This window comes from Kitasatospora sp. NPDC051853, from assembly GCF_044452665.1.
Taxonomy (GTDB): Bacteria; Actinomycetota; Actinomycetes; order Streptomycetales; family Streptomycetaceae; genus Kitasatospora.
This window is the reverse complement of the sequence record NZ_JBITBY010000004.1, coordinates 75,943-89,494: the sequence shown is the minus strand read 5'-3', so window position 1 is coordinate 89,494 and position 13,552 is coordinate 75,943. Positions and strand designations below refer to the sequence as shown.

The following is a 13,552-nucleotide window of genomic DNA, read 5'->3' as shown; positions in this document are numbered from 1 at the left end:
TGCGCCCGCCCCTCTCACCGAAAGAGCCAGCACCGGTGTCCTCCACCAACAACGCCCCCGGCGCGCACACCTTCCAGGTGGACCTGCGCGGCCTGGTGGACCTGCTCTCCCACCACCTCTACTCCAGCCCGCGGGTCTACCTGCGCGAGCTGATGCAGAACGCGGTCGACGCGATCTCGGCCCGCCAGGCGCTCGACCCGGCCGCCCCGGCGACGATCACCATCAAGGCCGGTGCGGAGTTCTCCGTCACCGACAGCGGCGTGGGCCTCAGCGAGGCCGACGTGCACACCTTCCTGGCCACCATCGGCCGCAGCTCCAAGCGGACCGCCGACGGCGGGCTGGACGGCTCCGGGCTGGCCCAGGCCCGGGGCGACTTCATCGGCCAGTTCGGCATCGGCCTGCTGGCCTGCTTCGTGGTGGCCGACGAGATCACCGTGGTCAGCCGCTCGGCGAAGACCCCGGACGCCCCGGTGATCGAGTGGCGCGGCGGCTCCGACGGCCGGTACACCATCACCACCCTGCCCGCGAGCGCCAAGCCGGAGCCCGGCACCACCGTGACGCTGCGCCCGCGCGCGGACGCCGCCGAGTGGACCACGCCCGGCAGGGTGCTCGAACTGGCCCGCCACTACGGCAGCCTGCTGCGCCACCAGGTCACCGTGGTCGACGGCGGCGGGGTGGAGATCCCGGTCAACCCCTCCCCCGCCCCGTGGGCCGCCTCCCACGGCTCCCCGCTGGCCCGGCGCGAGGCGCTCACCGCGTACTGCCGCTCCACCTTCGACTTCACCCCGCTGGACTCCATCGAGCTGGACCTGCCGCTGGTCGGCCTGCGCGGCGTGGCCTACGTGCTGCCCGACGCGGTGCCGCCGTCCCGTCAGGCCGGCCACCGGGTGCACCTCAAGGGCATGCTGGTCTCCGACACCGCGCCGGAGCTGCTGCCGGACTGGGCCTTCTTCGTCCGCTGCGTGGTGGACGCCGACAGCCTGCGCCCGACCGCCTCCCGCGAGGGCCTGTACGCGGACGAGACCCTGGCCGCCGTCCGGGACGCGCTCGGTGCCCGGATCCGGGACTGGCTGACCGGCCTGTCGGCCAGCGACCCGGCGCTGCTGCACCGCTTCATCGGCGCGCACCACCTGGCCGTCAAGTCCCTTGCCAGGCACGACGACGAGCTGCTGCGGATGCTGCTGCCCTGGCTGCCGTTCGAGACCACCGACGGCAACGTCACGCTGGACGAGTTCGCCCGGGCGCACCCGGTGGTGCTGGTCGCCCGCACCGTCGAGGAGTTCCGCCAGGTGGCCCCGATCGCGGCCGCCGCCGGGCTCGGCGTGGTCAACGGCGGCTACACCTACGACCGGGACCTGGTGCACCGCCTGCCCGAGATCCGCCCCGGCAGTTCGGTGGCCGACCTCGACCCGGGCACCGTCACCGCCCACCTGGACGCCGTCTCCCCCGACGCCGAGCTGGCCGCGGCCGCCTTCCTGGCGGTGGCCCGCGAGGTGGTCGGCCGCTTCGACTGCGACGTGGTGCTGCGCACCTTCCACCCGGCCAGCGCCCCGGCCCTGCTGCTGGACAACCGGGAGGCCCGGCACGAGCGCAACCGGGCCCAACTGGCCGACGAGGCCGACGGGTTGTGGGCCGACATCCTGGGCTCGCTGCGGTCCGAGGTGCCCCGCGCCCAGCTGGTGCTCAACCACCTCAACCCGCTGGTGCGCCGGGCCGCCGGCATCGGCCACCGCGAGCTCGCGGTCACCGCCGTGGAGGCGCTCTACGGCCAGGCCCTGCTGCTCACCCGCCGCCCGCTGAAGTCGAGCGAGAGCGCCCTGCTCAACCGCTCCTTCATCAGCCTGCTGGACCACGCCATGCTCGGCCACGAGTCGGCCGCGCCGCACGAGGAGTCCTGATGACCGACACCAAGGACGCGCTCCACCAGGCGCTGCGCGACAACGACGCCGAGCCGCACGGCCGCCCCCGCACCGTCAAGGCCGAGGAACTCGCCGAGGCCGCCGAGCAGTTCGAGGACCGCGAGCTGCTGCTGCTCGCGCTCTTCGACCTGATGGAGGCGTACGAGTACGACGCCGAGCCGCGCAAGGCCCCGGTGGTCTTCGCCCGCATCCTCAAGCTCTGGGACCAGCACCCGGAGGACTTCAACGAGTGGAGCCGCCTCCAGCTGTTCTGGCGGTTCAAGTGGGTGGCCAGCGCCCTGCTCAGCGTGCCGGACGTGCCGCTGGCGGCGATCGAGCGCTGGCACGCCGAGATGCGCGACCGGTACCGGACCGAGGGGCTGGGCCTCCAGCCGTACTACGCCCAGCGGTTCCACCTGGCCGCGCACACCGGCGACGGCGAGCCGGACGCCTACGACCTGTGGGCCGGGCGCCCGCGCACCCGCTACAGCGACTGCCACGCCTGCGAGCTGCGCGCCCGGGCCCGGTACCACGTCCGCCGCGGCGACGACGCCCGGGCGCTGGAGACCTGGGCCCCGGTGCTCGACGGCCGGGACACCTGCACCGAGGAGCCCTACACCAGCCAGGCCGACGCGCTGCTGCCGCTGCTGCGGCTCGGCCGGACCGACCAGGCCCGTTCGGCCCACCTGGCCGGGTACCGGGCGGCCCGCGGCAAGTCCAACGCCGCCAGCCAGATCGGCCTGCACCTGGAGTTCTGCGCGCTCTCCGGGAACGCGGCGCGCGGCCTGGAGATCCTGGCCGAGAACCGCGACCTGTTCGCGGCCGGCCAGGGCGACCCGATCTCCCACCTCTCCTTCCTGACCGGCGTGGAGCTGCTGCTGGCCACCCTGGCCGGGCAGGGCCACGGCGAGCTCGCGGTCAGCGGCCCGCCCGGCGGGCCGGCCACCGTAGCCGGGCTGCTGGAGCTGGTGCACGGCGAGGCCGAGGAGCTGGCGGCCCGCTTCGACGCGCGCAACGGCACCGGCCGGATCGGCGACCGGCGCCGGCAGCGGCTGGAGCGGCAGCCGCTGCTCGCCGAGCCGCTGGCGCTCGGCCTGCGGGCCCGCCAGGGTGCCGCCGTACCGGTCGCCCCGGCCGCCCCGGCCCAGCCGGTCGAGCCCGCCCCCGAGGACTTCACCGAACTGGTGCTGCGGGCCCGCGAGTTGCGGCTCACCGCGCACCCGGAGGCGGACCGGCTCTGGCACCTGGTCGCGGAGCGCCGGGCCGCCGGGGAGACCGCCGTCCCGGCAGAGCTCGGCCCCGAGGCGCGGCTGCTCGCCGACCTCGCCCTGCAGCGCGCCTCGGACGCCTTCGACCGCGACGAGGACGACGCGGCCTCCGCCGAACTGGCGGAGGCGGAGCGGCAGTTCGAGCTGGCCGGGTACCCGGACAAGGCCGCCGCACAGCGCGCCAGGACGACCCTGGTCAACTTCACCTCCGACGAGTGGACCGCCGACTGGGCGGTGCTGGACGAGTCCCTGCGGATCACCGAGGAGGCCTTCGCGGCCGGCCGGGCCACCGGCCCGGAGGACGTGCTGGTGGTCCGCCAGTGCCGGGCCATGGCCGCCTACCGCGGCCTGGTCGGGGGGCTGCCCGAGCCCTCCGAGGAGGCCGCCGCCACCTTCGAGCGCGAGGTGGAGGCGTACCGGACGCAGGCCCTGGCGCACGGTTACCCGCACCGCGCCGCCACCGCGCTGATGTACCGGGCCGACGCGCTGGGCCGGGCCGGGCAGCTGGAACCGGCCGAGGCCGCCGCCACCGAGGCGCTGGCGCTGCAGGAGCGGGCCGAGGCCCCGTGGCACACCCCGCGCACCCTCAGCCTGCTGAGCCAGCTGCGCTTCCAGGCGGGCGAGCCCGGCCAGGCCGTCCCGCTGCTGCACCGCGCGCTGGCCGAGGCCAACCGCTGGGGCGACGACGGCTTCCCGTTCGGCTCCACCTACGCGATGCTCGGCCACGCCTACGCGCACGGCGGCGACCACGCCGGCGCGGTCCGCGCCCTCTCCGAGTCGGCGGCCCGGCTGGACGCCGACGGCGACACCGCCGGCGCCGCCGAGATCCGCGGCCAACTGGCCTCCCAGCTGCGGGAGTCTGGCCGCCCGGCGGACGCCGTCGCGGTGCTGGAGTCGGCCCTGCTGGAGACCGACGGGGTGGACGAGCGGCTGCTGGCCCAGCTCCGGCTGGACCTGGCCCGCGGCCTGTACGCGCTGGACGAGAACCGCGAGGCGGCCGAGGAGTACCTGAAGCTGGCCGACGTGGTGGCCGGCTGGGAGGACCAGGACATCCACACCATGGTCGCCTGCGAGGCCACCGTCGCGCTGGCCGAGGCCGGGCACTGGGAGGCCGCCAAGGCCGCCCGGGACCGGGCCGTGGCCTCGCACGCCGTGGCCCCGCGCACCGGCCAACTGGCCGACACCTTCCAGCAGTTCGCCCGCCTCACGGTCAACGACCAGGGCCCGGACGGCCTGCCGGAGGCGCTGGCCCTGCTGGCCGAGTCCGACCGGATCCGCGAGGCGGCCCGGGAGTCCGGCGAGGAGCTGGACTTCTGGTACCTGGAGGGGGCCGCGCACGACGCCCGGGCCCGGGTGTACGCGATCGCCGAGAAGTTCGAGGAGGCGCTGGCCGAGGCCGAGCTCTCCATCGCCGCCTACGGGGCGGGGGCCGAGCGCGGCGAGGGCCCGCGGGCCGAGTCGGTCCGGCTGGCCGCGGTCCTGGAGGGCGGCCGGCTCGGCCGCACCGAGCAGGCGGTGGCCCGCCTGACGGCCGGGATCGACCGCTGCACCCGGGCCGGCCTGCTGGAGGCCGCCGGGATCCTGGCCGACCTGCGGGAGCGCATGCAGGAGGACTGACCCTCCCTCACCCGACCGGGCCGTCCCCGCCGTTGCGCGGGGGCGGCCCGGGCCGTTGCGGTGTTGGATGAGGCCGTCCGCCCCGCATCAGCACCTGGGAGCCGCCGCGTGACCGCACTGCCCGACTTCCGGCTGGAGACGTACTTCTCCCGCTGGGAGTTCACCGCCCGGTACCACCTGACCGCCTCCGACGCGCAGAGCATGCGGATGACCGAGCTGCTGGAGCTGGCCGACGAATCCGACCGGGAGGCCTGGGAGGCACTGACCCTCGGGTACACCGAGACCTACGGAGACCCGGGCCTGCGGCAGGCGATCGCGGAGACCTGCGTGCTGGCCGGGCCCGAGGACGTGCTCTGCTTCGCCGGCGCCGAGGAGGCGCTCTACCTGGCGATGCGGGTGCTGCTCTCCCCCGGCGACCACGCCGTGGTGGTCACGCCCAACTACCAGGCCGCCGAGACCGTCCCGCTGGCGATCTGCGAGGTGACCGGCGTGGCCCTCGACCCGGCGAGGGGCTGGGCGCTGGACCTGGACGAGGTGCGGGCCGCGCTGCGGCCGAACACCCGGGTGGTCTCGGTCAACTTCCCCAACAACCCGACCGGCGCGCTGATCCCGGCCGCCGACCTGGCCGCGCTGGCCGAGCTCTGCGACGAGCGCGGCATCCGCCTGTTCAGCGACGAGGTCTACCGCGGCCTGGAGGCCGACCCGGCCACCACCCTCCCGCAGGCCACCGACCTCTCGCCCAGCGCCCTCTCACTGAACGTCACCTCCAAGGCGCTCGGCCTGCCCGGCCTGCGGGTCGGCTGGATCGTCTGCCGCGACCGCGAGCTGCTCTCCCGGCTGGAGCGGGCCAAGCACTACACCTCCATCTGCAACTCCGCCCCGGGCGAGCTGCTGGCCCGGATCGCGGTCAAGGCCTCCGACCGCATCCTGGCCCGCAACCGCGCGCTCCTGGCCGCCAACCGCCCGCTCTTCGACGCCTTCTTCGCCGCCCACCCCGGCCTCTTCGACTGGCACCCCCCGGCCGGCGGCTGCGTCGCCTTCCCCCGCTACCTCGGCCCGGACGGCGTGGAGCGCTTCTGCACCGAGCTGGTCGAACAGGCCGGCGTGCTGCTCCTCCCCGCCTCCGTCTTCCGCTCCGAGCTCACCCCGGCCCCCACCGACCGCTTCCGGATCGGCCTCGGCCGCCGCGACCCGGCCCCCGCCCTGGCCGCCCTCACCGACTGGCTGGCCGCCCGCTGAGCCGCAGCCGGCCCGGTGGCCCGGCGCCCCGGTGCCCCGGTCAGCGGGCCGGGGCGGTGGCCGTCGGCGGGGCGTTGCCCGGGGCCGGGGCGGCGGGGGTGCTGTCCTGGTGGCCGGCCAGCCAGAAACCGGCCAGCAGACCCGCCACCGCGAACACCTTGTGCCGGTTCTGCTTCCACCAGGACGGCGAACCCGCCGCCATGAAACGTAGTTGGGTGAAGTCCGGGTGCTCGTGCGGCGGGGCGTCCTTGAACATTCCCATGTCCGGTGTACCTCCTTCCACCTTCGGGGGGCTCCTTCAGGGGGTTCATGACCATACGCCCGACTCTGTCTTGATCGCAGGTCATTAATCCTTTTCCCCAACGGCACTGATGCCTCGTCAGCACCGGCGCCCCCGCCGGTTACCGTGGCGGAGTGCCCACCTCCCTCCCGCCCGGCTGGCTCCCGCCGGAACGGTTCGTGCCCACGCTGCCCCACGGCCTGGCCTGCGCCGGGCTGCTCTTCACCGACGCCGCCGGCCGGATGCTGGCCCTGCGCTCGGTCCGGGGGCCGGACCAGTACGTGCTGCCCGGCGGCTTCCTGGAGGAGGGTGAGGACCTGCTCGCGTGCGCCCTCCGGGAGACCGTCGAGGAGCTCGGCTTCCTGCCCGCCGCCGCCCGTGCGGCCGCCGAACCGCCCCTGCTCGTGCTGGCCTGGTCCGCCCCCGAGCGCCACTGGCCGTGGCGGATGGCCGCGTTCTTCGACGGCGGGGTGATCACCGAGGCGGAGACCGCCCGGATCGTCCTGGACCCGGTGGAGCACGACGGCTTCGCACTGCGCCCCGCCGAGGAGCTGGTCGCCCTCGCCGACACCCGCCGCGGCCGGGTGCTGCGCGCCGTCGCCGAGGCCCGCCGCACCGGCCGCCCGGTCTACCTCACCCTCCCCCCGAACGACAGCTGAACGGGCCCCGCCGGCGACTGCCGACGGGGCCCGTGGTCAACGCTCAGCTCGAACGCTCAGCTCGAACGCTCACCTCAACTGCCGTGCACGCCCAGGTCGTAGACCGAGTAGCCCCACTGGGTGCCGCGCTGCTCGCCGTACAGGCGGACGTAGCGGGCCAGGGTGGGCGGGAAGAGGGCGGTGTCCAGCCCGCCGTTGCCCTCGGTGGTCGACCAGACGGTCCGCCAGGCCGCGCCGTCGTCCGAGACCTCGATCCGGTACCCCTTGGCGTACGCGCGCTCCCAGAGCACGGTGACCCGGCCGACCACGGTCGGCGAACCGAGGTCGATCCGCAGCCACTGGCCGTCGCTCCAGTCGCTGGCCCAGCGGCTGCCGGAGTCCCGGTCCACCGCCCGCCCGGCGGCGTAGCTGACGAACGGGTTCCACTCGGTGGAGCTGGCGGCGGCCGGGCGGCCGGCGGCCAGGTTCACCGAGGCGTTGTGCTTCTCGGAGGCGCCCCAGGTGCTCAGGTAGGACTCGGCGCCGCGGAACAGGTCGTCCACCACGCCCTGCCCGCCGGTCAGCCGGATGTCCTCGATCCAGTCCGGCACCATGCCGACGTGCGCGGCCCCGTCGGTGTTGAGGTCCCAGGTGCGCTGCCCGGTGGTCTGACGGTCGATCAGCGAGCCGCCGTCGGTGGAGCGGAACGGGTAGCGGACCGGGTTCGGGGTGTCCGCCCCGCGCGGGCCGGGCCAGCCGCCGACGCCGTTCATGTCGGTGCCGTAGCCGTAGCCGACGCCGTACTTGTCGCGCAGCGCGTCGGTCCGCTTCGCCTCGGCCGAGAAGCCCTCGGCGCCGTGCATGTACTGGGCGACGAAGCCGCCCAGCTTGTAGACCCGCTCGGTCCAGTCCAGGTCCATCCAGCTGTGCGAGGAGATGATGCCGGGGTAGGAGGCGGACTCCAGGATGTCGAAGGCCGCCCCGGCCGCCTTGACGCCCATGTGGTCGATCTCCAGCATCATGTGACGCTTCATCAGCCCGCGCACTGCGTACGCGCCGAGCTCGGTCAGGCCCCGGCTGTTGCACTGCGCGTCGGCGGCGTAGCCGGGCACCGAGGTGCCCGCCGGGAGCAGGCCCTGGGCCTGCGCGGAGGGGGCCAGGCCGATCGGGTTGTCGTGCTGCGGTCCGGCGCACTTCTCGGTCTTCCAGAAGGTGCCGGTGGAGAGGAACTGGCCGACGTTGATCGCGGTGCCGAGCGCGCCCTCGTCGAAGCGCACGCCGCAGAGCGCGTTGTCGAGCTTGTGGCAGAGGAACATGCTGCGCACGCCGATCCGGTGCAGCTCGTCCAGCCCCCGGTCGATGTCCTCCCGGCTGCACTGGGCCACGTCGAGGATCTGCTTGCAGCCGAAGGGCTCGGAGGTCTCCACGCCGAGCACCACCGCGAGCTTGCCCTGCTCGATCACCTGCCGGGCCATCGCGGAGTCGGTGACGATCCGGAACCAGCCCTTGCCCGGGCCGCCGTACATGGCGTCCACGTAGTCCTGGAGCTCGTAGGTCTTCTGGGCCTGGAGCCGGATCGAGGTCATCTCGTCGCAGCTGCGGTCCTTGAAGAAGTAGACCGAGCAGATCACGCCGTTGGTGACCAGGTCGTTGACCAGCACCCGCTGGCCGCCGCGCCAGGCCCGCTCGACCCAGGCGTAGTAGTTCTGCTGGTGGGTCAGCGAGTCGTGGGCGGGCCAGTCCTTGAAGGTGGGCCAGCCGACCGGGTCGTGCCGGCCGTCACCGCCATTGGTGATCATGTCGAAGATGGCCAGCGAACCGTCCGGGTAGTGCTCCGGACAGTCCTTGAGCGCCTCCGCGACGCCCTGCTGGGAGAAGGCCTGACCACAGATCAGCCGGCCGCCGAAGGCCTCCGCCGACATCAGGTGGTCGTGCGCGTCGACGAAGCCGCGCACCTTCCCGTTGGCGTCGGTGCCCTTGAACGGCTCCCCCGTGACGTTGATCTGCGAGTCCGGCGCCGGGCGCGCCGTCGGGTCCCACCAGTTCCCCCCGGCGGCGGCCCCGGCGGCCGACCCTGGGGCCGGACCGACCAGCAGCACCGCCACGGCGAGCAGCAACGACAGCAGCGCGACGACTCCGCGTCTGCGGTCCGGGCGACGAGCAGCCCTCATCCGACACCTCCGCGATCCGGCCCTCCGCGGGCCGTCACGGCCCGCGTGCACAGTGCGACGAGGATCGCGAGCACGGCCGGGACGCGTCAAGGTTTCTGACCATCTTCCTGACATCCCGTCAGCAAGAAGCGCGCAGAAACGCCCTCAAACCCCCGAAATCGCTCAGCGCCCCGAGTTGCGCGGATGCTGCTTCGCCGAACGCTCGTTCCCCCGCTTGTAGTTGCCCGTCCACCGCGCCATCACCAATTGCGCGTCCCCCGACTCCACCTCGTCCAGGAACTCCGCCGCCCGCGCCCCGCGGAGCGTCCCGGCCGGCTTGCGGCGGTGCAGGATCAGCACCGTCCCGTCCGGCCGCTGCTGGTACTCGAACCCCGACGGTGCGGGCACGTGCTCTCCTCTGTCCTATGGAATCGACCGCCCCACCCTGGCCCACGTGTCGCACTCCGGCAAACGATTTCCGTGCCCCACCATGAGGGCATGAGCAACGACGGTCTCACCATCTGCCTCTGGTTCGACGGGCAGGCCGAGGAGGCGGCGGAGTTCTACGCCTCCGTCTTCCCGGACTTCCGGCCCGGCCGGACGCTCCGCCGGCCCGCCTCCGAGCAGGGGCCCGCGGGGCCGGTGCTCACCGTCGAGTTCGAACTCAACGGCCAGCGGTTCGTGGCGCTCAACGGCGGGCCGGAGTTCACCTTCAACGAGGCGGTCTCCCTGCAGGTCGACTGCGCCGACCAAGCCGAACTCGACCACTACTGGGAGCGGCTCACCGACGGCGGGCAGCCGGTGGCCTGCGGCTGGCTCAAGGACCGCTTCGGGGTCTCCTGGCAGATCACCCCGGCCGTACTGAACGACTGGATCGCCGACCCCGACCCGGAGAAGGCCTCCCGCACCTTCGGCGCGATGCTCGGGATGGTCAAGCTCGACATCGACGCGCTCCGCCGCGCGTACGAGGGGAACTGACCGCCGGTCAGGCCCAGTACGGCCGGGCCCGCTCCGCCGCCCGCGCCACGGCCGCCCCGTCCAGGGTGACGGCGGCACGCTCCAGCCCGAGACTCGGCCACTCCACCGTGAACTCGAACGGCCCCGGCGGCGGCAACGGCCAGAGCCACAGCTGCTGCTCGGCCTCGTAGAACCGGTCGCCGGCGCTGCTCGACCCGCCCACGGACATCAGACCCATGGGCCCCCGGTCGTCCGGCCGCCAACTGCGGTAGGCCTGCTCCGACGCGGTCGCCTCCGACCCGTCGGCGAGGCACACCCCGAAGGCGAGGTCGGTGCCGGGAACGGCCCCGTCCGCCCCCGGCGGCCCGTGGTCACCGAGGACGCCTCGCCACACCTCCTCGGACAGCACGCCCCGCCGCGCCGCCACCCGCAGGTACAGGCCGCATCCCTCGCCGAACGCCTCCAGGTGCTGCAGGGCCACGACGGCGTGACCGCTGCGCACCGCGAACGGCTCGACCGGCACCGGCACACCCAGGACGTGCCGGGGCGGCCCCGGCCAGTAGGCACTCTCCACCCGCCCACCCTATCCGCCACGGGGTTCGCAAGAAACCCGTAATCCCTTGCAGTGAACGGAAGTTGACACTCCACCTGCCGCCTCCCGGAGCGCCGGTGCGGCCCGCCGGACCACCCCGGGCGATCATGTCCCCATGACCATCAGCACCCCCGCACCGGCCTTCCACCACGCCCTCGCCGCCCACACCACCGTCACCCTGGCCTACACCGACGCCGACGGCCCCCAGGCCTGCGCCGTCCTCTACGCCCCGACCGACCGCGCCACGCTCCTCTTCGTCTCCTCCCCCACCACCCGCCACGGCCGCGCCCTCGACGGCGCCCGCACCGCCTTCACCGTCCAGGCCGACCACCAGGACTGGCGCACCATCACCGGCCTCCAGGGCCACGGCACCTGCCGCCTCCTCAACGCCCCGGACGCCCGCGCCACCGCCTGGGCGACCTACACCGCCCGCTTCACCTTCCTCGCCGACGACCCCGCCCTGACCACCGCCCTGGCCCGCACCGCCCTCTGGGAACTCACCCCCACCGACCTCCGGCTGATCGACAACTCGAAGGGCTTCGGCCACCACCAGCAGTGGCCGTGAGCCGGTCACGCCCCCTCCGCCTCCCAGAGGCCGGTGAAGAGCTCGTCCAACTGCTCGCTGCCGACCGGGGGTTCGACGATCGGGCGGGCGGCGCTCGCGCGGAAGGCGTCCAACTGGAGGGCCAGGTAGCGGCGCCACAGGCCGGGGCGCAGCGCCTCCGCGGCCGGGACGGAGCGGCAGAGCGGGCCGAGCATGAAGAGCAGGTCCATCACCACCACGTCGGTCCGCATGCTGCCCTGCCGCTGCGCCCGCTCGACCAGCCCGCCGACCGTCTCGGCGTTGCGCCGGCTGATCTCCATCATGGCCGGCACCGCCGGGATGGCGGCGGTCACCAGGTCGTTCAACCCCCGGTTGGCGGCGACCAGTTCGAAGACGCGGTCGAAGTAGACCTCGATCCCGGTCCAGGCGTCCGGCTCGGCCAGCGCGGCCTCCCCGGCCGCCACCATCGCCTCGCCGGCCGTGGCGAAGACCTCGCCGATCAGCTCCTCCCGGTTCGGGAAGTGCCGGTAGAGGGTGGCGTTGCCGACGCCCGCCCGACGGGCGATCAGGTCGAGCGCCACGTCCAGCCCCTGTTCGGCGAAGAGCTCCGCGGCCGCCGTCACCAGTGCCTCGCGGTTGCGCCGCGCGTCCCGCCGCCGGGGGGCGGCCTGCTCGTCCGTCATGCGCCCACCCTAAGGCCGCCACCACCAAACGGGGAGCACTCCCCGCTACTGCTAGGCTGCCGACAGCAGAAACGAGGATCAGTCCCCGTTTCAATGGCCCGCACGCACCAGGGGAGTGCCATGACCACCCGTGAGAAAGCGGACTGGCTGGACGGCCGGCTCGGCATCTACTCGCTCGCCCGCACCAACCTGCGCAAGGTCTTTCCGGACCACTGGTCCTTCATGCTGGGCGAGATCTGCCTCTACAGCTTCCTGATCATCATCCTGACCGGCGTCTACCTGACCATGTTCTTCACGCCGAGCATGGCCGAGACCGTCTACCACGGCTCCTACGCCCCGCTCTCCGGCATCCGGATGTCGGAGGCCTACGCCTCCACCCTGGACATCTCCTTCGAGGTGCGCGGCGGCCTGCTGATCCGTCAGATCCACCACTGGGCCGCCCTGGTCTTCGTCGCGGCGATGTTCGTGCACATGATGCGGGTCTTCTTCACCGGCGCGTTCCGCAAGCCGCGCGAGGTCAACTGGGTCTTCGGCTTCCTGCTGCTCTTCCTCGGGCTGCTGGACGGCTTCTTCGGCTACTCGCTCCCCGACGACCTGCTCTCCGGCACCGGGATCCGCTTCGTCGAGGGCGCGATCCTCGCCGTACCGCTGATCGGCACCTACGCGCAGATGTTCCTGTTCGGCGGCGAGTTCCCCGGCACCGACATCGTGCCGCGGTTCTTCACCATCCACGTGCTGCTGGTCCCGGGCATCATGCTGGGCTTGCTGGTCGCGCACCTGATCCTGGTCTGGTACCACAAGCACACCCAGTGGGCCGGCCCGGGCAGGACCGAGCAGAACGTGGTCGGCATGCCGCTGATGCCGGTCTACATGGCCAAGGCCGGCGGCTTCTTCTTCCTGGTCTTCGGCATCATCGCCGCCATGGCTGCCGTCGCCACCATCAACCCGATCTGGGCGTACGGCCCGTACCGCCCCGACCAGGTCTCCACCGACGCCCAGCCCGACTGGTACATGGGCTTCGCCGAGGGCCTGATCCGGATCATGCCCGGCTGGGAGGTGGGCCTGTGGGGCCACACCCTCAACCTCGGCATCCTGATCCCCTTCCTGGCCTTCCCCGCCGTCCTCGGCGCCATCGCCGCCTACCCGTTCATCGAGAACTGGATCACCAAGGACACCCGCGAGCACCACCTGCTCGACCGCCCCCGCAACGCCCCCGTCCGCACCGCTCTCGGCGCCGCCTGGATCAGCCTCTACCTGGTGCTGCTCGCCGCCGGTGGCAACGACCTGTTCGCCACCCACTTCCACCTCTCCCTCAACACCATCACCGTCGCGGCCCGGATCGGTGCCTTCGTGGTCCCGGTGGTGGTCTTCACCGTCACCAAGCGCTGGTGCCTCGGCCTCCAGCGGCGCGACCGGGACAAGGTGTTGCACGGCCGGGAGACGGGCATCATCAAGCGGCTGCCGCACGGCGAGTTCACCGAGGTCCACCAGCCGCTCCCGCCGGCCGAGGCGTACCGCCTGACCGCCCACCAGCAGCACGCCCCGGCCGAACTCCCGCCCCGGGCAGGGCTGCTGACCAGGCTCCGGGTCCGCCTCTCGCACGCCTACCACGGCCCCACCGGCCAGATCCCCAAGCCGACCGCCGACCAGCACCGCGAACTCACCGACGCGCACTGAGGGGGACGG

General features: G+C 73.4%; 12 protein-coding genes. 7 read left to right on the top strand and 5 right to left on the bottom strand.

All coding sequences use genetic code 11. From position 1 onward, the window contains the following. Positions 1-35 precede the first annotated feature (35 nt). The 3 genes from ACIA8O_RS12690 (at position 36) to ACIA8O_RS12680 (ending at position 6,022) form a co-directional block, all read left to right on the top strand. On the top strand, positions 36-1,898 hold the full coding sequence (locus ACIA8O_RS12690; RefSeq protein ID WP_396293691.1) for an HSP90 family protein: 1,863 nt from the start codon (positions 36-38) through the stop codon (positions 1,896-1,898). After that, positions 1,898-4,783, top strand: a complete 2,886-nt coding sequence (locus ACIA8O_RS12685; protein WP_396293690.1) for a hypothetical protein — start codon at positions 1,898-1,900, stop codon at positions 4,781-4,783. Before ACIA8O_RS12690 ends, ACIA8O_RS12685 begins: the two co-directional genes overlap by 1 nt. 108 nt (positions 4,784-4,891) lie before the next feature. Continuing rightward, positions 4,892-6,022 carry an aminotransferase class I/II-fold pyridoxal phosphate-dependent enzyme gene (locus ACIA8O_RS12680; RefSeq protein ID WP_396293689.1) on the top strand — a complete coding sequence of 377 codons (1,131 nt, stop codon included), beginning with the start codon at positions 4,892-4,894 and terminating at the stop codon, positions 6,020-6,022. 40 nt (positions 6,023-6,062) lie between these two features. On the opposite strand, the gene ACIA8O_RS12675 is transcribed toward ACIA8O_RS12680, so the two are convergent. After that, on the bottom strand, positions 6,063-6,284 hold the full coding sequence (locus ACIA8O_RS12675; protein WP_396293688.1) for a hypothetical protein: 222 nt from the start codon (positions 6,282-6,284) through the stop codon (positions 6,063-6,065). A 152-nt stretch (positions 6,285-6,436) separates the two neighbouring features. Between ACIA8O_RS12675 and ACIA8O_RS12670 the strand changes: the two genes are divergently transcribed. Beyond that, complete coding sequence (locus tag ACIA8O_RS12670; protein WP_396293687.1) at positions 6,437-6,961, top strand: NUDIX domain-containing protein; 525 nt, start codon at positions 6,437-6,439, stop codon at positions 6,959-6,961. Between the two features lie 74 nt (positions 6,962-7,035). Here ACIA8O_RS12670 and ACIA8O_RS12665 read toward each other — a convergent pair whose 3' ends face one another. Further along, the gene (locus ACIA8O_RS12665; protein ID WP_396293686.1) at positions 7,036-9,111 is read right to left on the bottom strand and encodes a discoidin domain-containing protein; all 2,076 of its coding nucleotides are present in this window, start codon (positions 9,109-9,111) and stop codon (positions 7,036-7,038) included. 162 nt (positions 9,112-9,273) lie between these two features. After that, the gene (locus ACIA8O_RS12660; protein WP_396293685.1) at positions 9,274-9,498 is read right to left on the bottom strand and encodes a hypothetical protein; all 225 of its coding nucleotides are present in this window, start codon (positions 9,496-9,498) and stop codon (positions 9,274-9,276) included. A gap of 90 nt (positions 9,499-9,588) precedes the next feature. Between ACIA8O_RS12660 and ACIA8O_RS12655 the strand changes: the two genes are divergently transcribed. Further along, positions 9,589-10,068: a VOC family protein gene (locus tag ACIA8O_RS12655; RefSeq protein ID WP_396293684.1), complete on the top strand. Its 480-nt coding sequence runs from the start codon at positions 9,589-9,591 to the stop codon at positions 10,066-10,068. Between the two features lie 7 nt (positions 10,069-10,075). Here ACIA8O_RS12655 and ACIA8O_RS12650 read toward each other — a convergent pair whose 3' ends face one another. Next, positions 10,076-10,621, bottom strand: a complete 546-nt coding sequence (locus tag ACIA8O_RS12650) for a hypothetical protein (RefSeq protein ID WP_396293683.1) — start codon at positions 10,619-10,621, stop codon at positions 10,076-10,078. A gap of 133 nt (positions 10,622-10,754) precedes the next feature. Here ACIA8O_RS12650 and ACIA8O_RS12645 point away from each other — a divergent pair, with 133 nt between their 5' ends. Next, on the top strand, positions 10,755-11,204 hold the full coding sequence (locus ACIA8O_RS12645) for a pyridoxamine 5'-phosphate oxidase family protein (protein WP_396293682.1): 450 nt from the start codon (positions 10,755-10,757) through the stop codon (positions 11,202-11,204). Between the two features lie 5 nt (positions 11,205-11,209). Here the strand turns inward: ACIA8O_RS12645 and ACIA8O_RS12640 are convergent, their stop codons facing one another. Continuing rightward, positions 11,210-11,866: a TetR/AcrR family transcriptional regulator gene (locus ACIA8O_RS12640; RefSeq protein WP_396293681.1), complete on the bottom strand. Its 657-nt coding sequence runs from the start codon at positions 11,864-11,866 to the stop codon at positions 11,210-11,212. A 93-nt stretch (positions 11,867-11,959) separates the two neighbouring features. Between ACIA8O_RS12640 and ACIA8O_RS12635 the strand changes: the two genes are divergently transcribed. After that, complete coding sequence (locus tag ACIA8O_RS12635) at positions 11,960-13,543, top strand: cytochrome bc complex cytochrome b subunit (protein ID WP_396293680.1); 1,584 nt, start codon at positions 11,960-11,962, stop codon at positions 13,541-13,543. Positions 13,544-13,552: the final 9 nt, after the last annotated feature.